Here is a 22,558-nt window from a genome sequence, read left to right as displayed (position 1 = left end):
GGATTTCCTTTGTTGGTTCTGTGTGTGTTCTTAGGCGAGTCTCAGCACTCTGCGTAAGACTGTCGCCATGCGCATCCTCGTAGTGGACGACGACAGGGCCGTCCGTGAATCACTCAGGCGATCCCTTGAGTTCAACGGGTACCAGGTGGAACTGGCCGGGGACGGCGCGCAGGCCCTGGAAGCGATCATCGCCAACAGACCGGACGCGATGGTCCTCGACGTGATGATGCCGCGGCTCGACGGCCTGGAGGTCGCCCGACGCCTGCGAAGCACCGGTGACGACCTGCCGATTCTCGTGCTGACCGCGCGGGACACCGTTTCCGACCGAGTGTCCGGTCTCGATGCCGGGGCCGACGACTATCTGCCGAAGCCCTTCGCGCTCGAAGAGCTGCTCGCGCGCCTTCGCGCGCTTCTGCGCCGGGCGATCCCGGATCCGCAGGCCGGTCAGAACGCCGAGGTCCTCTCGTTCGCGGACCTCACCTTGGACCCGGGGACGCGCGAGGTGCGCCGCGCCGGGCGGGAGATCAGTCTCACCAGGACCGAATTCGCCCTGCTGGAGCTGTTCCTCTCCTACCCGAAGCACGTGCTGACCCGCAGCCGGATCCTGGAGGAAGTATGGGGATACGACTTCCCGACGTCGGGCAACGCGCTGGAGGTCTACGTCGGCTATTTGCGCCGAAAGACCGAGGCTGGGAACGAACCGAGGCTGATCCACACGGTGCGGGGAGTGGGCTACGTCCTGAGGGAAACCCCGCCGTGACCGAGCCGGTCCCGGTCGTCGACGTGTCCGAAAAGGATCCGCGCGGCGACCGCTGGGGCACGCGGCGCTTCTCGCTCCGCGGCCGGGTGACGCTGCTCGCGGCCGCTTCGGTGGCGGGCGCGGTGGCGCTGGTGTCCCTTGGCGCGTATCTCGTCGTGGCCGACAACCTCTACCAGCAGGTGGACGACAACCTCCTCGCCCGCGCGCAGGCCGCGGTCGATTCGCCGCAGGTGCAGACCGAACTGCAGCAGGTCCCCGGCGCCTTCCTGGCCAGCGCGGACCTGCAGATCGGCCAGCTGACGGTGGGGCAGAAGATCCGGCTGACCTATCCGCAGTCCGGCAGCCGCCCGCCGTACGGCGACGACGAGATCGCCGTCGCCTCCGGGGACAAGGCGTTCTCCCTGCGCACCGACCCGAAGACCGACAGCCGGGTCGTCGCCCTCCCGCAGGGCGCCGGCCAGGCGATGGTGCTCGCCCAGTCGCTCGGCCCGACCAAACGCACCCTGAACGAGCTTTCCGTGGTCCTGTTCCTGATCGGCGGCGCAGGGATCCTGGTCGCCGCGGCCGCGGGAACGGCCGTCGCGAGAGCGGGGCTGAGGCCGGTCGACAGACTCACGTCGGCGGCGGAACGCGTCGCCACCACGGGCGACCTGCGGCCGATCCCGGTCAGCGGCGACGACGAACTCGCCCGCCTCACCCAGAGTTTCAACACGATGCTGGGCACGGTCGCCGAATCGCAGGAACGCCAACGGCAACTCGTCGCCGACGCCGGCCACGAGCTGCGCACACCGCTGACGTCGTTGCGCACGAACCTGGAGCTGCTCCTTTCCGCGAGCAGGCCGGGCGCGCGGACGCTGTCCGACGAGGACCGCAGCGACATCGAGGCCGACATCCGCGGCCAGCTCGACGAGCTGACCCAGCTGATCGGCGACCTCGTCGAACTCGCACGCCAGGACGAGCCGCGGATCGAGCACGAGCGGGTCGAGATGGTCGACGTCGTCGAGCGCGCGCTGGACCGGGCACGCCGCCGCGCGGGCGAGATCGAGTTCGACGTCTCGCTCCAGCCGTGGGTGCTGACCGGCGACACCAGCGCGCTGGAACGCGCGGTGCTGAACCTGCTGGACAACGCGGTGAAGTTCTCGCCGGAAGGGTCGACCGTCGGGGTCCGGCTGTACCCGGTCGGCGACGGCACGGCGGTACTCGAAGTCGAGGACTCCGGGCCGGGGATCGCCGACGAGGACCTGCCGAAGGTGTTCGACCGCTTCTACCGCTCGTCGGAGGCGCGGACGCTCCCCGGTTCCGGGCTCGGCCTCGCGATCGTCCAGCACGCGGCGCAGCGGCACGGCGGCGACGTCTACGCGGGCCGCGCGTCCACCGGCGGCGCGCTGATGACCTTGCGGCTCCCGGGAGCCCCGGCCTGATGGGTGACTACGACAAGGGCCTCGAACTGCTCCGGCTTCTCGGCGGCGTCGAGAACCCCGCGGTACTGGAGCTGTTCGACGCCGTCGGGGCGACGGACTACGGCAGGGAGGCGGTCGCCTTCGTCTACGGCGGCGTCTACCAGCGGCCGGGGCTTTCGCCGGCACAGCGGCAAGTGATCACCGTCGCGGCGCTGGAGACCTTGGGATACGCGGAGGCGCAGCTTCGGTTCCACCGCGACGCCGTGGCGAACGTCGGCGGTGACCTGGCGCAGGACGACGAAACGACCAGGCGGCTCAAACGGATCGCGGTGTACACGGCGAAGGGCGGCGTGGCGCCGGAACTGGCCGACGTCCTCCAGGAAGCGAAGGATGCGGGGGAGCTCCGGGAGGCCGTCGAGACGATCCTCCATCTCGCCGTCTACGTGGGCTTCCCCGCCGCGCTCAACGCGCTCGCCATTACGCTGACGGGTGATGAGCACCGAGAACGAGCCTGAGCTGCCGCCCCGCCGTCTGCTGTGGACACTGCTGGTGGCCGCGGTGCTGCTGGCCGCGGACCAGCTGACCAAATGGTGGGCCGTCGACGCCCTCACCGACCACGCGCCGATCCCGGTGATCGGCGACTTCATCCGGTTCCGGCTGCTCTACAACCCGGGCGCGGCGTTCTCGCTGGGCGCGAACTCCACCTGGATCTTCGCGATCCTGGCCGCGGCCGCGGTGGTCGCGCTGCTGTGGATCTCCCGCAAGGTCCGTTCGACGGGCTGGGCGATCTCGCTCGGGCTGCTGCTCGGCGGCGCGACGACCCATCTGGGAGACCGCCTGTTCCGCGAGCCCGGCTTCGCGCGCGGTCACGTCGTCGACTTCATCGACTACAACGGCTGGTTCGTCGGGAACGTCGCGGATATCGCGCTGTTCTTCGGCGCGGTCTCGCTTTTCGTGCTGAGCTTCCGCGGCGTCCCGATCGAAGGCGTCAAGGAGACGGCGGAGGAGTAACGAGGCAGAACTCGTTCCCTTCAGGATCCGCGAGCACGACCAGTCCGTCTTCGGGGTGCGCGAGTACGCGCGCGCCCAACGCGACGAGTCGTTCGATGTCGTCTCCGGTCAGGTCCAGATGCACGCGGTTCTTGACGACCTTCGATTCCGGCACCAGGTTGAAGAAGAGCCGCGGTCCCGATGCCGCTTCGACCAGGACCGAAGGATCCTCTTCGGGACCGGAAAACCCCAGTGAACGAAGGCGATCAAGCTCCTCTTCGGCATAGGGTGCGACTTCGTAGCCGTCGAGCGCGGCCGCCCAGAAGCGGGCGAGTGAAGCGGGATGCCGGCAGTCGAAGACGACGTCGCGAAGCCTGGCCATGGCCTCATGGTGGCAGGCGGCTCGGCTCGTCGCGCCATGTTTGATCGTGTAGGATTTTGTGTAATTGATCCAGTGTAGCTATCGGAGGCGTCTTGCTCGCGCGGCAACGACAGGCGGTGATCCTCGAGGAGGCGCGCCGGACCGGGGCGGTCCGGGTCAGCGATCTCGTCGTGAGGCTCGGCGTTTCCGATATGACGGTGCGCCGCGACCTCGACGTGCTCGCGAGCCGGGGCCTGGTCGAAAAGGTCTACGGCGGCGCCACCTCCATTGTCGGCAAGAGCACCGACGAACCCGGTTTCGAGGCCAAATCCGTGCGCCAGCGCGCGCAGAAGGAGGCCATCGCCGCGCTCGCCGCCGGGCTGGTCCGGCCGGGCACCGCGATCGGCATCTCCGCCGGCACCACCACTTGGACGCTGGCCAGGGCACTCGACGAGGTCCCCGGCCTGACGATCGTCACGAACTCCATCCAGGTCGCCGACGTGCTGCGCGGCGCGAACCAGCCGGACCGCACGGTCGTCCTCACCGGCGGCGTCCGCACCCCGTCGGACGCGCTGGTCGGGCCGGTCGCCGTGCAGAGCCTGCGGTCGCTGCACCTGGACGTCGTCTTCCTCGGCGTCCACGGGATGGCCGACGGCCCCGGGTTCACCACGCCGAACCTCACCGAGTCCGAGACCGACCGCGCGCTGGTCGAGGCGGGTCGCAAGCTGGTCGTGCTGGCCGACCACACCAAATGGGGCATCGTCGGGATCTCCACCATCGCCGGGCTCGAAGAGGCCGACGTCGTCGTCTCGGACGACGGTTTGTCCGACAACGCAAGGGAAACGCTCATCGAGCAGGCGGGTGAGCTGATGATCGCCGAAACGGCGGAGACGGCTGAGGCTGAAGAAGCGTGAAGCGCACGGTTAGGCACCTGGCCGACGGCCGGGAGATCATCTATTTCGACGCACCGGGCGCGCCCGAACGCACCGCCGAGGACACGCGTGACCTGCCCCAGGTCGCCGCCGCGTCGGAGATCCGGCGTGACCCGCTGACCGGCGAATGGGTCGCGATGGCCGCGCACCGGCAGACACGCACCTACAAGCCGCCCGCCGACCTGTGCCCGTTGTGCCCCACCAAACCCGGGAAACCCAGTGAGATCCCGGAGCCGGACTACGACGTCGCGGTGTTCGAGAACCGGTTCCCTTCCTTCGCCCGCAACGTCCTCGGTGATTCGTCCACAGTGGATGGAGCGGGGCTGGTGCCGGTCGCGCCGGGTGTCGGCCGGTGCGAGGTCGTCTGCTTCACCAGCGACCACGACGGTTCTTTCGCCGGGCTGACGGCGAAACAGGTCCGCGCGGTCGTCGACGCCTGGGCCGACCGCACCGCCGAACTGTCCGCGATGGACGGTGTCGAGCAGGTCTTCCCGTTCGAGAACCGCGGCGAAGAGATCGGCGTGACCCTGCACCATCCGCACGGTCAGATCTACGGTTACCCGTTCGTCACGCCGAAGACCGAGCGCCTGCTGGAGGTCGCCCGCGCCTACGAGGCGGAGCACGGCCGTCCGGTGATGGGGGACGTCCTGGCCGCCGAGCGGGCGTCCGGGGAACGGGTCGTGGTCGCGGGTGCGCACTGGACGGCGTTCGTGCCGCCCGCCGCGCGCTGGCCCGTGCAGGTTCAGATCGTGCCGCATCGCCAGGTGCCCGACATCCCCGCGCTTTCCGACGCCGAGCGTGACGACTTCGCCGACGTCTACCTCGAAGTCCTCCGCCGCTGCGACGGGCTCTACGACCGGCCGCTGCCCTACATCGCGGCCTGGAACCAGGCGCCCGCCAAACGCGACCGCGAATTCGGCTGGCTGTACCTGGAGGTCTTCTCGGTCCTGCGGGCGAAGGACAAGCTGAAGTACCTGGCGGGTTCGGAGTCCGGGATGGCCGTGTGGATCAACGACGCCACCCCCGAGCAGATCGCGGACAGGCTGCGCGCCACCCGCTGACAGGGCCATACTCATGTGCGATGCACAGCTTTGGCTCAGGAACTTCTCAGGACCATCCCGCAAGGTGAAGACATGACCGAGAACGACGCCGAGAAGGCGCGGCCCGCCGGCGATCGGCCGGACGCGGAGCAGAGCGCGAACTGGGCGGCTCAGCCCGCGCCGCAGCAGCCCGACGCGACCGGCCTCGGCGGCCATGCCACTCCGCACACCGGAGCGCAGCAGGCCTACCCCGCGGAGCAGCAGCAGTACAACCCGTGGTCGCCTCAAGCCCAGGCCCAGCAGACTCAGACCCAGGAACACCAGGCCCAGGGCCAGTACACCCAGGGTCACCAGATCCCCGGCCAGCAGACGCCGTTCACCCAGCCGGGTCCGTCGGTCTACGCAGTCCCGCAGCAGCGCCAGGCGCAGAAGTCCACCTCGGGCAAGCTGCTCGCCGGTGTCGCGGCGATCGCGCTCGTCGTCGGCGGCGTCGCGGGCGGCACGGTCGGCTACCTGACCGGTGACGGGTCCGGAGGCTCCGCGGTGAACGCGCTCGACGCGCCGAAGCCCGCCCAGCAGACGGGCAACCTACCCGCCGGTTCGGTCGAGTCCGTGGCGCAGAAGCTGTCGCCGAGCGTGGTCGAGCTGCAGGTCTCCGGCCGCTCGGGGGCGGGCGAGGGCTCCGGCTTCGTGCTCAGCACCGACGGTTACGTGCTGACCAACAACCATGTCGTCGAGGTCGCCGCCGGTGGCGGGCAGATCCAGGCGGTGTTCCAGGACGGCAAGAAGGGCACGGCGACCGTCGTCGGCCGCGACCCCACGACGGATATCGCCGTGGTGAAGGTCAGCGGCGTCAGCGGCCTGACCCCGGTGGAGCTCGGCCGGTCCGACGATCTGCGGGTCGGGCAGCCGGTGGTCGCGATCGGTTCGCCGTTCGAGCTGACGGGCACGGTCACGTCGGGCATCGTCAGCGCGCTGAACCGGCCGGTGAGCGCCGGTGGCAACGGCGACCAGACCACGGTCATGTCGGCGGTGCAGACCGACGCGGCGATCAACCCCGGCAACTCGGGCGGCCCGCTCGCGAACATGGCCGGCCAGGTCATCGGCATCAACTCGGCGATCTACAGCCCGAAGTCCGCGCAGGGCCAGGGCGGCGAGAGCGGCGGCAACGTCGGCATCGGTTTCGCGATCCCGATCGACCAGGCGCGCCGCACGGCCGACGACATCATCAACACCGGCCAGGCCACGCAGACCTTCATCGGCGCGCGAGTGCAGACGGCGCCGACCGGTGGCGCGCAGCTCGGCGAGATCACGCCGGGCAGCCCGGCGGAGAAGGCGGGCCTCAAATCCGGCGACGTCGTGACGAAGCTGGACGACCGGTCGATCCCCAACGCCGACGCGCTCGTCGCCGAGATCCGCACCAGGGCGCCGAACGACAAGGTGAAGTTCACCCTCAGCGGTGACAAGGTCATCGAGGTGACCCTCGGCGGCCAGCCCGTCACGCCGAACTGAAGACGCTCGGCCGCAGTGCGCGGCCGAGACCAACTCCGGCTCGAACCCCCAGCGGGCCGGACCTCGGAGGCCACGTGCGACCGGCTGCCAATCCCGGTCGCGCGTGGCCCCTTTTATTGAGGGGTAGGGCAAACATGTCGTGTCGGGTGACGTGTCCGTGAAGGCCCCCTTCCCTCGGCTCACCGAGGAAACTCGACCTTCACACCTTCCCCAAGTACGTGAAGGACCCCTTCCTTGCGCTAGACGCAAGGAAGGGGTCCTTCACGTACTTCAGGCAGGCAAGGGTGACGGCAGGGTTCCGACGCAGAGGCGTGACCACGCCACATTTGCCCTACCCCTCAATAACGCGCCTTCCGCCTGAAGAACACGGCCACGAGCACGCCGAGCCAGACGACCGCCAGGGTGACGAGCAGGCCCGTGACGGTGTCGGCGTCGTGCAGGCCCGGGTTCCGAGCGCCGCCGAAAGGCCGCCACAGCAACGGGAACGCGAGCAGCGTCAGGACACCTGTGAGCACCGCGCCCGTCTTGACCGGTGTCTTCCAGCGGTCCGGGAGGAACCTGCTCAGCGCGAAACCCACGGCGCCGACCAGCGGCGCGATCAGCAGATCGTGGACCAGAGGACCGCCGGCGAGCCAGCCGAGCGTCCCGAAGACGTCCGGGCGCAGCGGGAACGCGTACTCGGAGAACAGCACCGCGCCCCACGCGAGCGCGGCGAGGCCGGGCAGGAACAGCAGCAACCGCAACGTCTTCACAGCGTCTCCAAGCGGGTGACCCATTTCGTCTGCAGGACACCGGGCCGGTTCGGGGCGATGATCCGGCACGGGAAGCCGTGGTCGGCGTCGAGCACCTCGCCGTTGAGTTCCAGCGCCAGCAGGGTGAGTTCGTCCGCGGTGTGCTCGCCGGGGAGATCGCTGATCCCGTACGGCCCCGCCTTCTCCAGCGAGAACACGCGGACCGGCCTGCCCGGCGTACTTCCGGCGTGCCGCAACAAGTCCGGCAGCGAGACACCGCTCCAGTGGGCGGACTCGCTCCAGCCCTCGACGCACGCGATCGGCAGTTCGGCCGAAGTCCTCGGCAGGGCGCGGAGTTCCTCCAGCGAATAGGTTTTCGTGCCGCTCGGGGTCACCACCGAGAGCCGCCAGTTCGGGTCCTTGGCCGCGTCCAGGACGCCGGCCGCCGCGGCGGTCCGGTTCACCGGCAACCCCTGCGGACCTTTGCCGCTCCGCCACGACAGCCCGGAAACGGTGCGCAGCAAAGGAACCGTCGCTCCGGCGGTCGCCACGACCGCGACACCGGCGGCCAGCCAGGTCGTGCGGAGGAAGGCGCGCCGCGAGGGTTCGGGCTTCGTCGTGAGCGAGCGGCGGACGATGGGAAGTTTCACGGCGATGTGCACCAGGATCGAGCCGATCGCCACCCACGCGACCGCGTAGTGCAGCTGCGGGAAGTAGAAGTTCCACGGATAGTTCTGCGCGACGTTGAACAGGCCGGTGACGAGTTCGAAGAACGCGGCCGCGGAGAGCACGAGGATCGACAGACGTTCGAGCGCGTGCGGCAGCGAACGGATCACCGGGCGTTCGAAGAGTTTCGGGTAGACACTCCAGAGTTTGGCCAGCAGCAAGGGAATCGACGCGATCCCGGAGATCACGTGCGTGCCCTGTGTGACCCGGTACAGCCAGACCGGACGGCTCGGCCAGCCGAACCACGACGGCGGATGCTGGATGAGATGACTGATGAGGCCGGTGACGAAGCACAGGGTGAACGTGACGGCGAGGGCGAGCCCGATCCGGGACGTCACGCGCTCCGAAGGCGTGTTCATGCTTTCTCCAGACAGGCGAACCAGCGGTGGCCGTGGCTGGTGGACCAGGCGACGCGGAACGCGGTACGGGCGGCGAGGTCCGCGATCGCTTCGACCCCGACCCACGCCCAGGTGAACCAGGCGCCGTCGTCGGGGCGCAGGCGGACCCGGTCCTGGCGGAGGCCGCGGCCGGGCGGGTCGAGTTCGACGAGCACCGTCCCGCCGGTGGTGATCAGTTCCGCCATCCGCGTCAGGAGGCGGTGCGGATCGCCGCCGATGCCGATGTTCCCGTCCGCGAGCAGGACATGCCGCCAACGTCCTTCGCCGGGGAGCCGGTCGAAGACGTCGCGGTGGAGCGCGGCGGCGCCCCGGTCGTGCGTGAGCCGCACGGCGGTGGCGGAGATGTCGACCCCGAGCGAGGCGACGCCGCGTTCGGACAGCGCGGCGGTGAGCCTGCCGGGCCCGCAGCCGACGTCGAGCGTCGGGCCGTCACAGGCGTCGAGGAGGACTTCGTCGCCTTCGCAGGGGATGGCCGTCCAGCGGTCCACCGGCAGGTCGACGCGTTCACCGGTCGCCAGTTCCAGCCAGCAGCGGTGGCCGAGCAGACCGCGGTCGAAGGCGGTCACCGGACTTCGGCCACCGCTCGGGCGAACCGGCCGTGCGGTGCCACCTCGGCGACACGTCGTGCGTCCGCGATCGTGTCCACATCGGACAGTGTGGGTAGCTGCCCGGGGTGCAGCCCCACGTCCGCCAGTGCGCGCAGGGTCTGCCGTCCGGTGTCGTCACGCGACATCGGGACCCCGGCGAGCGCCTTGGCGTGTAACGGATGCTTGAGTCCCAGTGCCCACCAGCCACCGTCTTCGGCAGGCCCGAGGACGGAATCTTCGGACCTGTTCGCCGCTGCCGCCAGGAGTGCCGGAGTGACCTGAGGCGTGTCCATGCCGATCTGCAGGACCGGCTCCCCGGGGCGAGGGGCGTCCGTGTGCGCGTTGACAAGACGCATGTCGAAACCTTGCCCGCGTTGGGGGATCACGCCGGCTTTTCGGAGTGCTGTGGCGATTTCCATGCCGCGGGCAGCCTTGCCGAGGTCGCCGGTCATGGCGACGACCACGCGTGCGTCCGGGGTCCGAAGGGCGGCATCGAGGGTGTCGAGCAGTGAGGCGGCCGCGATCTCGGCAGCCTGTTCCGGTGTCGCGGGCGGGCACAGCCGCGTCTTCGCGAAACCGGGCACGGGTGCCTTGGCGACGATCAACAGGCAGAAGGTCATCGGCTCAGCACCCGCCCGAAATCCCGCGTGGCGCGCAAGGTTCCCCGGAGTGAGCCGGAGACCTTCGACTTCGTGCCCTTGGCGCGTTCGCCGTAGGACACGTCGAATTCGGTGACCCGCCAACCCGCGCGCTTCGCCTTGATCAGCAGTTCGAGCGGATAGCCGAAGGCGCGATCGGTGACGCTGAGATCGAGCAGCGCCTGCCGTCGGACCGCCCGCAGCGGCGCGATGTCCCGGACGGGCAATCCCTTGTGCCGCAACAGCGACGAGATCAGCGCGTTTCCGGCTCTGGCGTGCCACGGCCAGACTCCCGGCCCGGTCGGCACCCGTCGCCCGACCGCCAGATCCGCGTCCGCGAGGCCGTGGACGAGCATCGGCAGTTCGGCGAGATCGAGAGAACCGTCGGCATCGGCGAAGCAGACGACGTCCGCCGTCGCCGCTTCCAACCCGGTGTGCACAGCGGCCCCGTAGCCGCGCCGGGGTTCGTGGACGACCTTCGCCCCGAGCCCGGCCGCGATCTCGGCGGAACCGTCCGTGGAGCCGTTGTCGACCACGATCGCCCGATACCGCTCGGGCAACGCCGCCAGTACGCCGGGCAGGGCACCGGCCTCGTCGAGACAGGGGAGCACGACGTCAACCTGGTCATCGTTCACGCAAAGCACGTTAAGTCCGGGATAGACGGACGAGAACCCTTGCCGTGCTTACCGAATCATGACGTCGGCGAAATTCTTACCGAGTTCTGACGGATCCCGCGCCCGGCCCGCCGGGCGGCCGGGACGGGGCTAAGGTGCCCGGCCGTCACGGTTTCGCGATCCGCCTCGCCACGAACGCCCCGGCGAGCGCGACCAGCGCGGCCCCGGCGATCCACGGCCACACGGGCACGGAGTCGTCCGCCACCGCGGTCTCGGTCCGCACCTTCGGGGCGGCGGCCGTCCCCAGACCCGCCGTGGTGAGCGTGAACGGGACGGAACCCGACACGGGGTGCCCGTCGGCGGAAACCACGCGGTACTTCACCGTGTAGACGCCGGCGGAGCCCAGCGCTCGAAGGGGTGCGGTGAGCTTCTCTCCGGTGACCACAGGCGGTCCGCCTTCCCAATGCGACGTGCCGTCCGGACCGAGAACGGCCAATTCGGTGAAGCCGCGGTCGAGCGGTTCGTTGAACACCAAGGTGACGGCGGCGGGCGCGGAAGCGAGCGAGGCGTCTTTCGCCGGATCACTCGAAACGAGCACGCTGTGCGCCATCGCGGGTTGGGCGCCGGCGAGCGCCATGAACAGCACCGAAGCGGCCATCACGGTATTTCTCCCCGATGACGGGAAAAGCGGCATGGTCGGGTCCTCGCAATCGCGTCGGTGGACCGGGAGTGGACGCCCATGGTGGGCGACGGAATGGTCGGACGCGTTGCGGTGGAGAGGGTTCGTGCGACAACCGTGTTAACGAAAACTCACCGCTTCTGACGAAGAAGCACTCGAAATCGGACAGGCTTCACTCGTTCGGCCGCACGGGCCGGGCATTCGGCGGAGGAATTCACAGCCGGACGGAGTCATCGGGCCGGGTTCCTTTACCTGGGCTTCATGTGACGATCATGCCAGGTAACGCGGCAGCTGGTTTTCTTCTCGCCCATCGAGCCGTTCCCCATTTCTCCTTCGTAGGAGAGGACTATTCGTGGCTTTGCGAGCTATCGTCCCGCGCCGGGACCAGCTGATCGCGGCGAGCCTCACCGGCGCGGTCGTGATCGTGGTCGGATACGCGTCGGGTCTCGGGCTGAAACCCGGGACGGCGGCGGAAAACCCGCCGCCGGTGATCGCCCAGCCCGCGCCGTCCGGCCCGTCGCCGGTGCCGGACGGGAAACCGCCGCCTCCCGCGCCCATTCCTTCCCTGCCGGCGGTTCTGGTCACCGACGCCCCCGCCCCGGTGGCGCCGCCCGGGCCCGGTGGCGGTGTCGACGCCGGCCCTTCGGCGCCGCCGCCGGAACCCGTGCCGCCGACGCATCCGCATCCGGAGCCGCCGACCACACCGCCGCCGCCACCGGAGGAGCTTCCGGTATGTCAACCCGGTGCGGTGCAACAGGTTCTGGACACGGTCGCCGCGCTTCCGCTGCTCGGCGGCGTCACCGGAGGCCTCGGTGTGACGGGAGCGGACGGGCTCGGCGCGACGCTGCTCGGGTACTGCCGCGCGGCCGACGGCACGGTCGTCCTCGAAACCGTTCCCGTTCCGGTTCGGTGAGCCATGGTCAAGACCTGGTACGTACTCGCCCGGTGCGTGGACTACTTCGGCATGACCCTGTTCACGGGTGGCCTGTTCTTCCTCGCGTTCCTGTGGCCGGACGGCGCGGGGCAGGGCCGCGCCCGCAAGGTCGTCGGAACCGGTTGGCTGCTCGGTTTCGCCGGTACCGTCGCCGGTCTCGGCCTGCAGGGCGCGTGGGCGGCGCAACGGCCGGCCGTGGATCTGTTCGACTGGGACCTGCTCGGGCAGGTGCTCGACACCCAGTTCGGACGCGTCTGGTTCGCGAAGGCACTGCTGTGGCTGCTGGCGGGTGTCGTCCTCGCCGACTTGATGCAGCGCGGCCGGAACGCGGCGACGTCGACCGCGTGGCGGGTCGGCGCGGGCGTGGTGACACTCGGGCTTCTGCGCACGACGGGCTTGACCGGGCACGCGGTCGAAAGCGGGCGACCGTTGCTCACCCAGGTCGCGGATCTCGTGCATCTGGCCGGGATCTGCGCCTGGATCGGGGGACTGGCCGTCCTGTTGTTCGGCGTGCTGTCCCGGCGTGACCCCGGCGACCTCGCCGCCGTCGTGCCGCGTTATTCCCGGCTGGCCATGGTCTCCGTCCTCGCCGTCATCGTGGCGGGTGTCGTGCTGGCGTGGCAGACGGTCGGCGGCTGGGATCGACTGTCCACAACGGACTACGGGCGCACGCTCGTGATCAAGTTGCTCGTCCTCGCGGTCGTCCTCGTGCTCGCACAGGGCAGCAAGAGCTGGGTCGCCCGGCGCCTGGATTTCGCGGTGGTCCTGCGCGGGGACGCCGCCACCGTCCGCCCCTTCGTCCATTCCGTCGCCGCCGAGACCGCGCTCGTCATCGTGGTCCTCGTCGCGGCGAGCCTTCTCGTCACGGCCAGTCCCGGCCGGTGACCGTCCAACCGAAAGGAGTGTCCTCAATGGACAACCAGGAGACCGGGAACCCCACGGCCGAAGCGCCGCCGCCGGTGCCCGCCCGGCGCATCTGGCCGGTGGCGGTGGCGATCCTCGCCCTGGGTGTCGCGCTGTTCAGCCTCGCCACCCTGCGCGGCGGGCAGCAGGCGGACACCGCCAAGAGCGCCGACGTCGACCTGGCCGCGCTGTCGAAGCAGGGGCCGCTGGCGGTTCCGCTGTACCAGGGCCTCGCCAAGGAGAAGGCGGCGACCGCGTCGGCCAAGACCGTCGAGATCATGGGGTACAAGTACAGCCCCGCGAGCCTTTCCGTCGCCGTCGGCGACACGGTGACCTGGACCAACCACGACACCGCGCCCCACAACGTCGTCATCACCGACGGCCCGGAGAAGTTCACTTCGCCCACGCTGCAACAGGGACAGACCTTCAGTCACACCTTCACCAAGGCCGGGGACTACTCCTACTACTGCTCGGTGCACCCGGACATGAAGGCGTCGGTCAAGGTGGAGGGTTCGGGTACTCCGCCGACGTCGTCGCCGACGAGTGCCCCGCCGACCTCGAAGCCGACTTCGAGCCCGACGCACTCGATGCCGTCCACCACCCCCGGCGGCGGGTCCTGTGTCCCGAAGGGGGTGCTGCAGCCGATCATCGACCACGTCAAGGCGGCGCACCTGCAGACCTCGCCGGGGCAGCAGGTCCAGGACATCCTGAATCTCGACCAGTACATCAAGACCCATACGGTGTGGCTGGAAACCGTCCTCGCCCCGGTGCTGGACGGATCGGCCGACAAGGTCGTCGCCGACACGCTCGCACCGATCGTCGCGCATCTCAAATCCGCGCATCTGGAGACGTCACCCGGTCAGCAGGTCGCCGATCTGCTGAACCTCGACCAGTACATCAAGACCCATACGGTGTGGCTCGAAACCGTGCTCACGCCGTTGCTGAACCAGGCGAGCTGCTAGCCGGGGGCCCGGCCGGTAAGCGGCCGGCCGGGCCCTTCGCCAGTATCCACGTTCCCGAGTACGGAGACGAGCGATGTCCGACACCGAACTCCTGCCCGCCCCGGCCGAGACCGGCCGCACGCTTCGTCCGGACCGTTGCGTCGTCGAGCCGTCGCTCAGATTCCTGCGTTTCCCCTTGGCACGCGCCAGGTTCACCGCGACCGCGGGATATCTGGACGTCTCGGAGGATCCCGCGCTCTTCGTCGAACTGGACGTCCCTTCGCTACGCACCTATCCATGGCCGTTGAAGTACTTGATCCGGCACGACGCCCGCGTGCTGACGTTCACCTCCGGCGAGTTCGTCGTGGAGGGACGGCGCGTGTGGATCGACGGATGGATCGGCGACCGCCCGCTCGTGCTGTCCGGCGAGCTGCGTCCGGTCGACGAAGAAGGGATCGTCTTGTGGGCCAAAGGAATCCTTCCCCGGCCGCGCCGCGCGCCGTGGTACGTCCGCCGCGTCCACGTCGAGATCGCCATCGAGTTCGTCCGATGAAGCGGCTCGCCGGCCTCGTCCTGACGGCGGCCTTCCTCATCCTGCAAGCCCTCTGCCTGGCACCACCGGTGGACGCGGCCACGCAGCAGGTGATGATGCAGGACTACGCGTACGGCCCGGCGGCGCTCACCGTGCGGGCCGGGGACACCGTCACCTGGATGCAGCACGATCAGGCGCCCCACGACGTCGTCACGACGAGCGCCCCGGTCGCATTCCGCAGTCCGCAGCTCTCGGCGGGGCAGAGCTGGAGCTACACCTTCACCAAACCGGGTACGTATTCCTACTACTGTTCGGTGCATCCGGACATGCGCGCGACGGTCACCGTCCTCGCCGCGGAAACGCCGACGAAGCAGCCGTCTCCCACACCTTCGAAACAGACCACGGCCCGGCCGACGGCGTCTTCGGCTCCGTCGTCGAGCTCGCCTCCGACGAGCAGCAGCGCGGCGCCCGTGAGTGAGACGCCGGCGCCCGCTGCCCCGGTCACCCAGGAGGCGGCGGCCACCGGCCCGTCACTCGACCCGATGCTCCTGGTCGCCGGGGTCGTCACCGCGGTGGCGGTGCTGTGCCTGCTCCTGGTCGGGTCGCGACCGGGCGGGTGAGGGAAGGTCTTACCGAGTTCTGACGGACGGCGCCGACGCGTCGTTTCGCGCCGGGAACGCGGTTACGGTGCCGGTGATGTCCACTGTCACCGCCCCTTCCCGTACCGGTCGCCGGGCCGATCTGATCGCCGTGGGGCTGGCGATGCTCGTGGTCGCCGCCGCGATCGGCGTCGGCCTCCACTACAACCGTCCCGGTTCCGGCGTGGTGATCTACGCGTTCGCGCCGCCGCTGTTCGGCTTGTGGCTGCCGCATGTGGGGCCGGGTTCGGTCGCGGCCGTGGTGCTCGCGCTCCTCGTCGTCACCAAAGGCCCCTCGCTCGCCGCGCGGCTGCGGTGGCGTCCGCTGCTCGGGCTCGGCTACGTGACCGCGTTGGTGTGGACGTTCTCGCTGGCGATGATCGACGGCTGGGCGCGCGGTTTCACCGGCAGGCTCACCACGGAACACGAGTACCTGCACGAGGTCCCTGGCATCACCGACATCCCGGCGATGCTGAACGAGTTCTCCTCGCGCATCCTCGACTTCCAGCCGGACTCGTGGACGACGCACGTTTCCGGGCATCCGCCGGGCGCGACGCTGGTCTTCGTCTGGCTCGACCGGCTCGGCCTGCAGGGCGGCGCGTGGGCTTCGACGGTCGTCGTGCTCGTCGGTTGCCTGGCCGTGGTCGCGGTGCCGGTGACGCTTGCCGCGCTGGGCCGGGAGGACGCCGCGAGGACGGTCCTGCCGTTCGCGGTGCTCACTCCGGGTGCGATCTGGATCGGGGTGTCGGCGGACGGGCTCTTCGCGGGGGTCACGGCGACCGGGATCGCGCTGCTGGCGCTGGCCAAGCGACGGCGGATCCTCGCGCTTCCCGGCGGTCTGCTGCTCGGGTTCGGGCTCTTTCTTTCGTACGGTCTCGTGCTGCTGGGCGTGCTCGTGCTGGCCGTCGTCGTGCTCACCCGCGAGTGGCGGATCCTGCTCGTCGCCACGGCGGGCGTTGCCGTGGTCGTCTTGGCGTTCGCGCTGACGGGTTTCTGGTGGCTCGACGGCTATCACCTGGTGGTGGAGCGCTACTACCAGGGGATCGCGACGCTGCGCCCGTATTCCTACTGGGTGTGGGCGGATATCGCGGCGGTGCTGATCGCGATCGGTCCCGCCGTGATCGCCGGGACACGACGAGCGGGCGCGGACTTCCTGGCCGGGCCGAAACGCTCGTTCCGCGAGCCGGTCACGCTGATCGTGCTGGCCGCGGCGCTGACCATCGCTTTCGCCGACCTGTCCGGCCTGTCGAAGGCGGAGGTCGAACGCATCTGGCTACCGTTCGAGGTGTGGCTGCTGCCCGCGGTGGCGCTGCTGCCGTCGAAGGGGCGGCGGTGGTGGCTCGCCGCGTCGGCGGCCACGGCGCTGGTGGTGAACCATCTGGTGCTGACGAGCTGGTGAGGTGGATGGCATGACAGAACAGGGCCGGGTGCTCGTCGTCGACGACGACGAGACCGTGCGGGACGTCGTCCGGCGGTACCTGGAGGTCGCGGGCTTCGAGGTCGACGTCGCCGGGGACGGCACCGAAGGGCTGCGGCTGTTCTCCACGACCGGGCCGGACCTGGTGGTCCTCGACGTCATGATGCCCGGGCTCAACGGACTCGAGGTGTGCCGCCGCCTGCGGCAGGTGAGCCAGGTGCCGGTCGTGATGCTGACCGCGCTCGGCGAGGAGGAGAACCGCATCGCCGGACTCCAGCTCGGCGCCGACGACTACGTCACGAAACCGTTCAGCCCCAAGGAACTCGCGTTGCGGGTGGCGTCGGTGCTGCGGCGGGCGCGGATGCCGCGCCCCGAACCTGCCGCCCGCGTGATCACTGACGGCGACCTGGCGTTGCAGATGTCGGCCCGGCAGGCGGCCCTCGGCGGCGTCGAACTTCCCCTGACGAGCCGGGAATTCGATCTGCTCGCGTTCTTCCTCACCCATCCCGGGGTGGCGTTCTCCCGCGCCGATCTGCTGGAGAAGGTCTGGGGCTGGGACTTCGGCGACCAGTCCACCGTGACCGTCCACGTCAGACGGCTGCGGGAAAAGATCGAGAAGAATCCGGCGAAACCCGTCCGCGTCGCCACCGTGTGGGGCGTCGGCTACCGGTACGACCCGGTGCGGCGATGATCGGCTCCGGGGAGTCGCTCGGCGAGATGCTGGCGCACGCCTGGCACATCCTGCCGTTCGCGCTGATGTTCGCGTTGCCGGTGGTGCTGCTCGGCGGGCTGGCCCTGTACCTGCTCCGGCACGGTTCGCTGGCCAGCACGATGACGATCCTGGTGCTGATCCCGGTGCTCGCGACGCTGATCGCGGTGCTCGGGATCAGCGGGTTCATGTTCACCCCGGCGCTGACCACGATGACCCTGGTCTGCCTGCTGGTCGCGCTCGTGACCGTGCCGGCGGCGCTCGTGCTCGGCCGCGCGATCGCGCGCCGCAGTGTGTGGGAACGGGAGGCACGGGAACGAGAGCGTGCGGCCGAGGCGTCGCGGCGCGAACTGGTCGCGTGGATCAGCCACGACCTGCGGAGCCCGCTGGCCGGCATCCAGGCGATGGCCGAGGCCGTCGCGGACGGCGTCGTCGCCGACCCGATCGAGGTCACCGGCTACGCGCGGCGGATCAGCGGGGAGACCACGCGGCTGTCCGGCATGGTCGGCGACCTGTTCGAGCTTTCGCGGATCACCGCGGGCGCGCTGCAGCTGACCATGGCCGCGGTGCCGCTGCGCGACGTCGTGAGCGACGCCGTCGCCGCGCAGGCGCCGCTCGCCGACCAGAAACGCGTACGGATGATCGAGTACGCCAACGTGTGGCCGGTCGTTTCCGGCAGCGACCCGGAACTGGCGCGGATCGTGCGCAACCTGGTGTCCAACGCCGTGCGGCACACCCCGCCGGACGGGACGGTCGCCGTCCAGATCGGCATCGAAGGCGGCGAGGCGCTGCTCGCGGTTTCCGACGGCTGCGGCGGGATCCCCGACGACGAGATCGGCCGGGTCTTCGACGTCGCCTTCCGAGGGACGCGGGCGCGGACACCCGAACGCGGTGGGCTGGCGAGCGGCGGCGGACTCGGTCTCGCGATCGCGAAAGGCCTGGTGGAAGCCCATCGCGGCCGGATCGGCGTCCAGAACCACGGACCCGGCTGCCGGTTCGAGGTCCGGCTTCCGCTCGCCATGCCCTGACCGTGTCAGCGGCATGTCACCGCGGTGTCAGCGCGGACGGCGATCGTTGCCGCCATGACGACTTCAGCGAAGCGATTCTTCCGGCGGACGGCGATCACCGCGGTGGCGGCCGCACTGCTGGCCGGGGTCGCCCCCGGCGTGGCCGCCGCGGACGACCGACGGGACCGGCCGGAGCTGCGGGCGATGGTCGAGGGGATCGCCGCCTCCGGTTTCGCCGGCGCGCAGTTGCGGGTGCACGACGCGCGAGGTGACTGGACCGGCAGCGCCGGGGTGCGCGAGCTGGGCTCGGCCGCCAAGCCGCCGACCAACGGACGGTTCCGGATCGGCAGCAACACCAAGACCTTCGTGGCCACCGCCGTGCTGCAGCTGGTCGGGGAGGGCAAGGTCGGCCTGGACGCGCCGGTGGCCGGGTATCTGCCCGAGTTCGGCCTCGACCGGCGGATCACCGTGCGGATGTTGTTGCAGCACACCAGCGGCCTGTTCGACTACACCGGCGCGATGCTGCCCGACGGCACGATCGTGCCCGGAATCCCCTTGACGGGCAAGGAGTTCCTGGACAACCGGTACCACACCTACCGGCCGGAGGAGCTGGTGCGCTTCGGCCTGTCCAAGCAGCCGCTGTTCGCACCGGGAACGGACTGGACGTACACGAACATCAACTACGTCCTCGCCGGACTGGTGATCGAGAAGGTCACCGGCCGCCCCTACGGCGACGAGCTCCAGCGACGGATCTTCCGGCCGCTCGGACTCCGGGACACCGTGGTGCCCGGCACCTGGCCGGGTATCCCCGGGCCGCACGCCCACGGCTACTACCGCTACGAGGAGAAGCCCGGCCAGTGGAAGACGGTCGACATCACGAACCAGAACCCGTCGTGGGCGTCCAGCGCCGGTGAACTGATCTCGACCACGAAGGACCTCCACACGTTCTTCTCCGCACTGCTGGGCGGAAAGCTGCTGCCCGCCCCGCTGCTCGCCGAGATGCGCAAGCCGCACCCGAAGGGCGGCTACGGACTCGGGCTGTACGTCCAGGAAGCGAGCTGTGGCACCGTCCTCAAGGGAATGGGCGGTTTCCACGGCTACGGCACGCTGATGGCCAGCACGCCGGATGGCAGCCGGACCTACGAGCTGTCCATGACCTACGGCGACTCGGCGGCCGATCTGGGGCAGGCCTACAACAAGGCGGACCAGCTGCTCACCGACAAGGTGCTCTGCGGCAAGTAGCTCAGAGCCGCAGGAACCCCATGTCAGGGAAGTGGGCCGGCGCGATGATCGCGCCGGTCTCTTCCGCTTCGGCGAGAAAGCGTTGCCGGGTACGGAGAGCGAGATCCGGGTCGACGTCGCCGAGGAAGCCGACCCGCGAGTCCGTCAGCTGCGCGGGAGTGTGCAGGACGTCGCCGAGCAGCAACAGGCGCTCGTCGTCCGCGGTGATGTCGAGGACGTAATGGCCGGGCGTGTGCCCGGGGGCGTGCCGCGCCACGATCCCGGGCGCGATCTCGACGTCGTCGCCGCTGATCGCCTCGGTCAGCCCCGCGCCGCGGGCGGTCTCCATCCCGACGCGGCTCCATTCGCCCGTCCCGGCGGGCGCGATCAGCGCGTCCCAGTCGAGTTGGCCGAAGACGACCTGGGCATCGGGGAAGGTCAGGTCGCCTTCGGGGGCGATCCAGCCGATGTGGTCGTTGTGCAGGTGGGTGAGGAAGACGGTGTCGATCTCGTCCACCGGGCAGCCGGCCTTGTCGAGCGCGGCCGCGAGGTCGCCGCCCGTGCCCATCGGCGGGGTGGGGTCGCCCTTGGCGGGCGTCATCCCCGGCGGGAAGGCGAATTCGCGCGGGCCGAGGCCGGTGTCGACGAGGATCGTGCGGCCGTTGCCGCGGATCAGGTACGCGCCGGTCGGGACGTGCACGGTGCCGTCCTCGTCGAAGACGTCCGGGTGGGCTTCGGGGTCGAGACCGGGGAAGAACGCGAGCGGCAGCCGGATCAGGCCGTCCCCGAGCGCTTCGATCTCGATGTCTCCGACGGTGATGCCCACCAAAACCCCCAAAAAAAGTCGATTCCGTTGCCGGGAACGACAACCGGCCGGGGGCCCGGTCTGTTCCCGGTTTCAGGAACCGACCGGTTCTCGCAGCTCAGCGGTGGCGAAACCGGCGATGCCTTCGGCGAAACCCGTTCGCGCGGTGAAGCCGAGGAGCCGTTCGGCGCGGGCGGGATCCGCGACGACATGCCGGACGTCGGCGGGACGGGCACCGCCGGCGATCTTCGGGGCAGGCCCGTCACAGGCCTTCGCGAGCTCCTCGGCGAGTTCGCCCACGGAGTGGGGTTGCCCGGAACAGATGTTCAGCGGCGTCAGGTCGCCTTCGGGGCCGTCGGTGCCCAGCGCCAGGACGTTCGCCCTCGCCACGTCGTGGACGTGCACGAAGTCGCGCTGCTGTTTGCCGTCCTCAAGCACGATCGGCGCCTCACCGCGCAAAAGCGAGGACCGGAACAGCGACGCGACACCCGCGTACGGGGTGTTCTGCGGCATCCGTGGTCCGTAGACGTTGTGGTAGCGCAGCGCCCAGACCGTTCCGCCGGTCTGCCGGGCCCACGCCGCCGCCAGATGTTCCTGGGCGAGCTTCGTGGCCGCGTAGGTGCTCCGCGGCTGCAACGGCGCGTCTTCGGGAACCAGCCGCCAGCCGAGCTCGGCGCCGCAAGCCGCGCATGTGGGCTCGAAACGTCCGGCATCCACATCGGACTGTTTCCGCGCCGACGGCGCGACGATCCCGTGGACGGGGCACTCGTACCGCCCCTCGCCGTAGACGACCATCGACGAGGCGAGCACCAGTTTCCGCACTTTCGCCCGGTGCATGGCCGCGACCAGCACAGCGGTCCCGTAGTCGTTGTTCAGCGCGTACGACGGCGCGTCGGACGGATCGACCCCGTGTCCCACGACGGCCGCCTGATGGCAGACCGCGTCGACGCCGTCCAGCAACTCGGCGACCAGCTCCGTGTCGGTGACGTCGCCACGCAGGAACCGGTGGCGGCCGGTGTACCCGGGCGGGCGCGGCGAACCGTGCGCGGTGCCGAGGAGGTTGTCGAGGACGACCACCTCGTGGCCTTGATCGGACAGCAGATCGGCGATGTGGGAGCCGATGAACCCGGCCCCGCCGGTTATCAGTGTTCGCACCGCTCCGACGCTAGGGGCGATTTCCGGCGGCGGCGCCGGATCACCGGCTCACGTCAGGGAATCGTCACAACTACGCGGCACCGCCGAAGCGAAGATCAGCCGAAACCGGATACGGTGTGCCTATGGAACGGAGCGCACAACGGCTGGGCCGCGCACTGGTGGTCATCGTGGACGATCGCGTCGCCCACGGCGAACACGAGGACAACACGGGACCGTTGGTCACGGAGCTGCTCGAAGAGGCCGGATTCATCGTCGACGGCGTCGTCGTGGTCGAGGCCGAGACGGCCGCGATCCGCAACGCGCTCAACACCGCGGTGATCGGCGGCGCCGACCTGGTGATCACCGTCGGCGGCACCGGGGTCTCCCCGCGCGACCGCACCCCCGACGCGACGGCCGGTGTGCTCGACCGCCCGATCCCGGGCATCGGTGAGGCACTGCGCGCGTCCGGCCTCGCCGCCGGCGCGGTGGACGCGGGCATCTCCCGCGGGCTCGTCGGCGTCTCCGGCAGCACGCTGGTGGTCAACCTCGCGGGTTCACGCGCGGCCGTCCGCGACGGCATGGCGACGCTCTCGTCGCTGGTGCCGTACGTGATCGACGAGCTGTCCGGGCTCGAAGAGGCCTAGTTCTTGGGCGCGGGTCCGGGCTCTGTCCCGGGCTCGCCCTTTTTGTCCTGGTGCAACACTCCTTCCACCTTCTCGGTGACGTGGCCGATCTTGTCCTCGAACCGGCCGCCGGTGACCTTGTTCGCCCCGGCAGACGCCGCCGAGACACCCTTGGCCGCGACGTCGCCCGCCTTCTCGGCCAGCGGCCCGGCCTTCTCGCGGACTTCGCCCGCGACCTCTTCCGCTTTGTGGATGGCCTGGGCGGCCAGCCCCTTCGCTTTGTCGACAATGCTCATGCGCTGATGGTCCCACCGGTCGGCGGACCT

Annotated in this window: 27 protein-coding genes; 17 read left to right on the top strand and 10 right to left on the bottom strand. The window is 69.9% G+C overall.

Translation table 11 applies throughout. The features are described from left to right. The first annotated feature begins 67 nt into the window (after positions 1–67). From AMK34_RS11580 to lspA, 4 genes are read left to right on the top strand one after another with little or no spacing between them, the layout of a single operon-like run. On the top strand, positions 68–760 hold the full coding sequence (locus tag AMK34_RS11580; protein ID WP_037340466.1) for a response regulator transcription factor: 693 nt from the start codon (positions 68–70) through the stop codon (positions 758–760). Beyond that, positions 757–2,181 (top strand): HAMP domain-containing sensor histidine kinase, encoded by a 1,425-nt coding sequence (locus AMK34_RS11575; protein ID WP_073845145.1) that lies wholly within the window; start codon positions 757–759, stop codon positions 2,179–2,181. Before AMK34_RS11580 ends, AMK34_RS11575 begins: the two co-directional genes overlap by 4 nt. Continuing rightward, entirely contained in the window at positions 2,181–2,675 is a 495-nt protein-coding gene (locus AMK34_RS11570) for a carboxymuconolactone decarboxylase family protein (protein WP_073845143.1), read from the top strand. The genes AMK34_RS11575 and AMK34_RS11570 overlap by 1 nt, the downstream gene beginning before the upstream one ends. After that, complete coding sequence (lspA, locus tag AMK34_RS11565) at positions 2,653–3,171, top strand: signal peptidase II (protein ID WP_038508113.1); 519 nt, start codon at positions 2,653–2,655, stop codon at positions 3,169–3,171. The genes AMK34_RS11570 and lspA overlap by 23 nt, the downstream gene beginning before the upstream one ends. On the opposite strand, the gene AMK34_RS11560 is transcribed toward lspA, so the two are convergent. Next, entirely contained in the window at positions 3,149–3,532 is a 384-nt protein-coding gene (locus AMK34_RS11560) for a VOC family protein (protein ID WP_038508115.1), read from the bottom strand. The genes lspA and AMK34_RS11560 overlap by 23 nt on opposite strands. A 92-nt stretch (positions 3,533–3,624) precedes the next feature. Between AMK34_RS11560 and AMK34_RS11555 the strand changes: the two genes are divergently transcribed. The 3 genes from AMK34_RS11555 (at position 3,625) to AMK34_RS11545 (ending at position 6,995) form a co-directional block, all read left to right on the top strand. Continuing rightward, positions 3,625–4,425 (top strand): DeoR/GlpR family DNA-binding transcription regulator, encoded by an 801-nt coding sequence (locus AMK34_RS11555; RefSeq protein ID WP_038508117.1) that lies wholly within the window; start codon positions 3,625–3,627, stop codon positions 4,423–4,425. Beyond that, the gene (gene galT, locus AMK34_RS11550) at positions 4,422–5,504 is read left to right on the top strand and encodes a galactose-1-phosphate uridylyltransferase (RefSeq protein WP_073845141.1); all 1,083 of its coding nucleotides are present in this window, start codon (positions 4,422–4,424) and stop codon (positions 5,502–5,504) included. The genes AMK34_RS11555 and galT overlap by 4 nt, the downstream gene beginning before the upstream one ends. A 72-nt stretch (positions 5,505–5,576) precedes the next feature. Then, on the top strand, positions 5,577–6,995 hold the full coding sequence (locus tag AMK34_RS11545; protein ID WP_073845140.1) for a S1C family serine protease: 1,419 nt from the start codon (positions 5,577–5,579) through the stop codon (positions 6,993–6,995). 338 nt (positions 6,996–7,333) lie between these two features. Here AMK34_RS11545 and AMK34_RS11540 read toward each other — a convergent pair whose 3' ends face one another. From AMK34_RS11540 to AMK34_RS11515, 6 genes are all read right to left on the bottom strand, one after another. Next, positions 7,334–7,747 carry a hypothetical protein gene (locus AMK34_RS11540; RefSeq protein WP_073845138.1) on the bottom strand — a complete coding sequence of 138 codons (414 nt, stop codon included), beginning with the start codon at positions 7,745–7,747 and terminating at the stop codon, positions 7,334–7,336. Next, a complete protein-coding gene (locus AMK34_RS11535) occupies positions 7,744–8,811 on the bottom strand; it encodes a molybdopterin-dependent oxidoreductase (protein ID WP_073845136.1) in 1,068 nt (355 codons plus the stop codon). The genes AMK34_RS11540 and AMK34_RS11535 overlap by 4 nt, the downstream gene beginning before the upstream one ends. Beyond that, a complete protein-coding gene (locus AMK34_RS11530; protein ID WP_073845134.1) occupies positions 8,808–9,416 on the bottom strand; it encodes a class I SAM-dependent methyltransferase in 609 nt (202 codons plus the stop codon). The genes AMK34_RS11535 and AMK34_RS11530 overlap by 4 nt, the downstream gene beginning before the upstream one ends. After that, entirely contained in the window at positions 9,413–10,057 is a 645-nt protein-coding gene (locus AMK34_RS11525) for a TIGR04282 family arsenosugar biosynthesis glycosyltransferase (protein ID WP_073845132.1), read from the bottom strand. Before AMK34_RS11525 ends, AMK34_RS11530 begins: the two co-directional genes overlap by 4 nt. Continuing rightward, the gene (locus tag AMK34_RS11520) at positions 10,054–10,710 is read right to left on the bottom strand and encodes a glycosyltransferase family 2 protein (RefSeq protein WP_073845130.1); all 657 of its coding nucleotides are present in this window, start codon (positions 10,708–10,710) and stop codon (positions 10,054–10,056) included. Before AMK34_RS11520 ends, AMK34_RS11525 begins: the two co-directional genes overlap by 4 nt. 145 nt (positions 10,711–10,855) lie before the next feature. Beyond that, positions 10,856–11,347 carry a copper resistance CopC family protein gene (locus tag AMK34_RS11515; RefSeq protein ID WP_241832802.1) on the bottom strand — a complete coding sequence of 164 codons (492 nt, stop codon included), beginning with the start codon at positions 11,345–11,347 and terminating at the stop codon, positions 10,856–10,858. 373 nt (positions 11,348–11,720) lie between these two features. Between AMK34_RS11515 and AMK34_RS43725 the strand changes: the two genes are divergently transcribed. The 9 genes from AMK34_RS43725 to AMK34_RS11470 all read left to right on the top strand — a co-directional run bounded on the left by AMK34_RS43725 (position 11,721) and on the right by AMK34_RS11470 (position 19,691). Next, positions 11,721–12,281 (top strand): hypothetical protein, encoded by a 561-nt coding sequence (locus AMK34_RS43725; protein WP_073845126.1) that lies wholly within the window; start codon positions 11,721–11,723, stop codon positions 12,279–12,281. A 3-nt stretch (positions 12,282–12,284) separates the two neighbouring features. Beyond that, a complete protein-coding gene (locus AMK34_RS11505; RefSeq protein ID WP_073845124.1) occupies positions 12,285–13,187 on the top strand; it encodes a copper resistance D family protein in 903 nt (300 codons plus the stop codon). Between the two features lie 26 nt (positions 13,188–13,213). Further along, positions 13,214–14,167 carry a cupredoxin domain-containing protein gene (locus AMK34_RS11500; protein WP_073845122.1) on the top strand — a complete coding sequence of 318 codons (954 nt, stop codon included), beginning with the start codon at positions 13,214–13,216 and terminating at the stop codon, positions 14,165–14,167. Positions 14,168–14,240: 73 nt separating this feature from the next. Next, positions 14,241–14,699, top strand: a complete 459-nt coding sequence (locus AMK34_RS11495) for a hypothetical protein (RefSeq protein ID WP_073845120.1) — start codon at positions 14,241–14,243, stop codon at positions 14,697–14,699. Next, the gene (locus tag AMK34_RS11490) at positions 14,696–15,298 is read left to right on the top strand and encodes a cupredoxin domain-containing protein (protein WP_073845118.1); all 603 of its coding nucleotides are present in this window, start codon (positions 14,696–14,698) and stop codon (positions 15,296–15,298) included. Before AMK34_RS11495 ends, AMK34_RS11490 begins: the two co-directional genes overlap by 4 nt. Before the next feature lie 76 nt (positions 15,299–15,374). Then, positions 15,375–16,715, top strand: coding sequence for a hypothetical protein (locus AMK34_RS11485; RefSeq protein WP_073846256.1), 1,341 nt, complete (start codon positions 15,375–15,377; stop codon positions 16,713–16,715). A 10-nt stretch (positions 16,716–16,725) separates the two neighbouring features. Next, positions 16,726–17,424 carry a response regulator transcription factor gene (locus AMK34_RS11480; RefSeq protein WP_037340495.1) on the top strand — a complete coding sequence of 233 codons (699 nt, stop codon included), beginning with the start codon at positions 16,726–16,728 and terminating at the stop codon, positions 17,422–17,424. Beyond that, the gene (locus AMK34_RS11475) at positions 17,421–18,470 is read left to right on the top strand and encodes a sensor histidine kinase (RefSeq protein WP_037340497.1); all 1,050 of its coding nucleotides are present in this window, start codon (positions 17,421–17,423) and stop codon (positions 18,468–18,470) included. Before AMK34_RS11480 ends, AMK34_RS11475 begins: the two co-directional genes overlap by 4 nt. A 54-nt stretch (positions 18,471–18,524) precedes the next feature. Next, positions 18,525–19,691, top strand: coding sequence for a serine hydrolase domain-containing protein (locus AMK34_RS11470; protein ID WP_073845116.1), 1,167 nt, complete (start codon positions 18,525–18,527; stop codon positions 19,689–19,691). Position 19,692: 1 nt separating this feature from the next. Here AMK34_RS11470 and AMK34_RS11465 read toward each other — a convergent pair whose 3' ends face one another. Continuing rightward, a complete protein-coding gene (locus AMK34_RS11465; RefSeq protein WP_038508145.1) occupies positions 19,693–20,496 on the bottom strand; it encodes an MBL fold metallo-hydrolase in 804 nt (267 codons plus the stop codon). Positions 20,497–20,568: 72 nt separating this feature from the next. Continuing rightward, on the bottom strand, positions 20,569–21,630 hold the full coding sequence (locus tag AMK34_RS11460; protein ID WP_073845114.1) for an NAD-dependent epimerase/dehydratase family protein: 1,062 nt from the start codon (positions 21,628–21,630) through the stop codon (positions 20,569–20,571). Positions 21,631–21,752: 122 nt separating this feature from the next. Here AMK34_RS11460 and AMK34_RS11455 point away from each other — a divergent pair, with 122 nt between their 5' ends. Further along, on the top strand, positions 21,753–22,253 hold the full coding sequence (locus AMK34_RS11455; protein WP_005155592.1) for a MogA/MoaB family molybdenum cofactor biosynthesis protein: 501 nt from the start codon (positions 21,753–21,755) through the stop codon (positions 22,251–22,253). Here AMK34_RS11455 and AMK34_RS11450 read toward each other — a convergent pair. Further along, positions 22,250–22,528, bottom strand: a complete 279-nt coding sequence (locus AMK34_RS11450) for a hypothetical protein (RefSeq protein WP_073846255.1) — start codon at positions 22,526–22,528, stop codon at positions 22,250–22,252. The genes AMK34_RS11455 and AMK34_RS11450 overlap by 4 nt on opposite strands. Positions 22,529–22,558: the final 30 nt, after the last annotated feature.

This window comes from Amycolatopsis sp. CB00013 (assembly GCF_001905755.1).
Lineage (GTDB): Bacteria > Actinomycetota > Actinomycetes > Mycobacteriales > Pseudonocardiaceae > Amycolatopsis > Amycolatopsis japonica.
Note: the sequence above shows the minus strand (reverse complement) of the source record. Positions and strands in the feature narration are given on the sequence as shown.

Excerpts from the sequence above, each read along its gene's own strand:
- AMK34_RS11525 (WP_073845132.1), bottom strand. The coding sequence starts at position 10,057 with ATGACCTTCTGCCTGTTGATCGTCGCCAAGGCACCCGTGCCCGGTTTC.
- lspA (WP_038508113.1), top strand. The coding sequence starts at position 2,653 with ATGAGCACCGAGAACGAGCCTGAGCTGCCGCCCCGCCGTCTGCTGTGG.
- AMK34_RS11455 (WP_005155592.1), top strand. The coding sequence starts at position 21,753 with ATGGAACGGAGCGCACAACGGCTGGGCCGCGCACTGGTGGTCATCGTG.
- AMK34_RS11495 (WP_073845120.1), top strand. The coding sequence starts at position 14,241 with ATGTCCGACACCGAACTCCTGCCCGCCCCGGCCGAGACCGGCCGCACG.
- AMK34_RS11470 (WP_073845116.1), top strand. The coding sequence starts at position 18,525 with ATGACGACTTCAGCGAAGCGATTCTTCCGGCGGACGGCGATCACCGCG.
- AMK34_RS11505 (WP_073845124.1), top strand. The coding sequence starts at position 12,285 with ATGGTCAAGACCTGGTACGTACTCGCCCGGTGCGTGGACTACTTCGGC.
- AMK34_RS11485 (WP_073846256.1), top strand. The coding sequence starts at position 15,375 with ATGTCCACTGTCACCGCCCCTTCCCGTACCGGTCGCCGGGCCGATCTG.
- AMK34_RS11475 (WP_037340497.1), top strand. The coding sequence starts at position 17,421 with ATGATCGGCTCCGGGGAGTCGCTCGGCGAGATGCTGGCGCACGCCTGG.
- AMK34_RS11515 (WP_241832802.1), bottom strand. The coding sequence starts at position 11,347 with ATGGCCGCTTCGGTGCTGTTCATGGCGCTCGCCGGCGCCCAACCCGCG.
- AMK34_RS11480 (WP_037340495.1), top strand. The coding sequence starts at position 16,726 with ATGACAGAACAGGGCCGGGTGCTCGTCGTCGACGACGACGAGACCGTG.
- AMK34_RS11450 (WP_073846255.1), bottom strand. The coding sequence starts at position 22,528 with ATGAGCATTGTCGACAAAGCGAAGGGGCTGGCCGCCCAGGCCATCCAC.
- AMK34_RS11535 (WP_073845136.1), bottom strand. The coding sequence starts at position 8,811 with ATGAACACGCCTTCGGAGCGCGTGACGTCCCGGATCGGGCTCGCCCTC.
- AMK34_RS11500 (WP_073845122.1), top strand. The coding sequence starts at position 13,214 with ATGGACAACCAGGAGACCGGGAACCCCACGGCCGAAGCGCCGCCGCCG.
- AMK34_RS11570 (WP_073845143.1), top strand. The coding sequence starts at position 2,181 with ATGGGTGACTACGACAAGGGCCTCGAACTGCTCCGGCTTCTCGGCGGC.
- AMK34_RS11580 (WP_037340466.1), top strand. The coding sequence starts at position 68 with ATGCGCATCCTCGTAGTGGACGACGACAGGGCCGTCCGTGAATCACTC.
- AMK34_RS11545 (WP_073845140.1), top strand. The coding sequence starts at position 5,577 with ATGACCGAGAACGACGCCGAGAAGGCGCGGCCCGCCGGCGATCGGCCG.
- AMK34_RS11560 (WP_038508115.1), bottom strand. The coding sequence starts at position 3,532 with ATGGCCAGGCTTCGCGACGTCGTCTTCGACTGCCGGCATCCCGCTTCA.
- AMK34_RS11490 (WP_073845118.1), top strand. The coding sequence starts at position 14,696 with ATGAAGCGGCTCGCCGGCCTCGTCCTGACGGCGGCCTTCCTCATCCTG.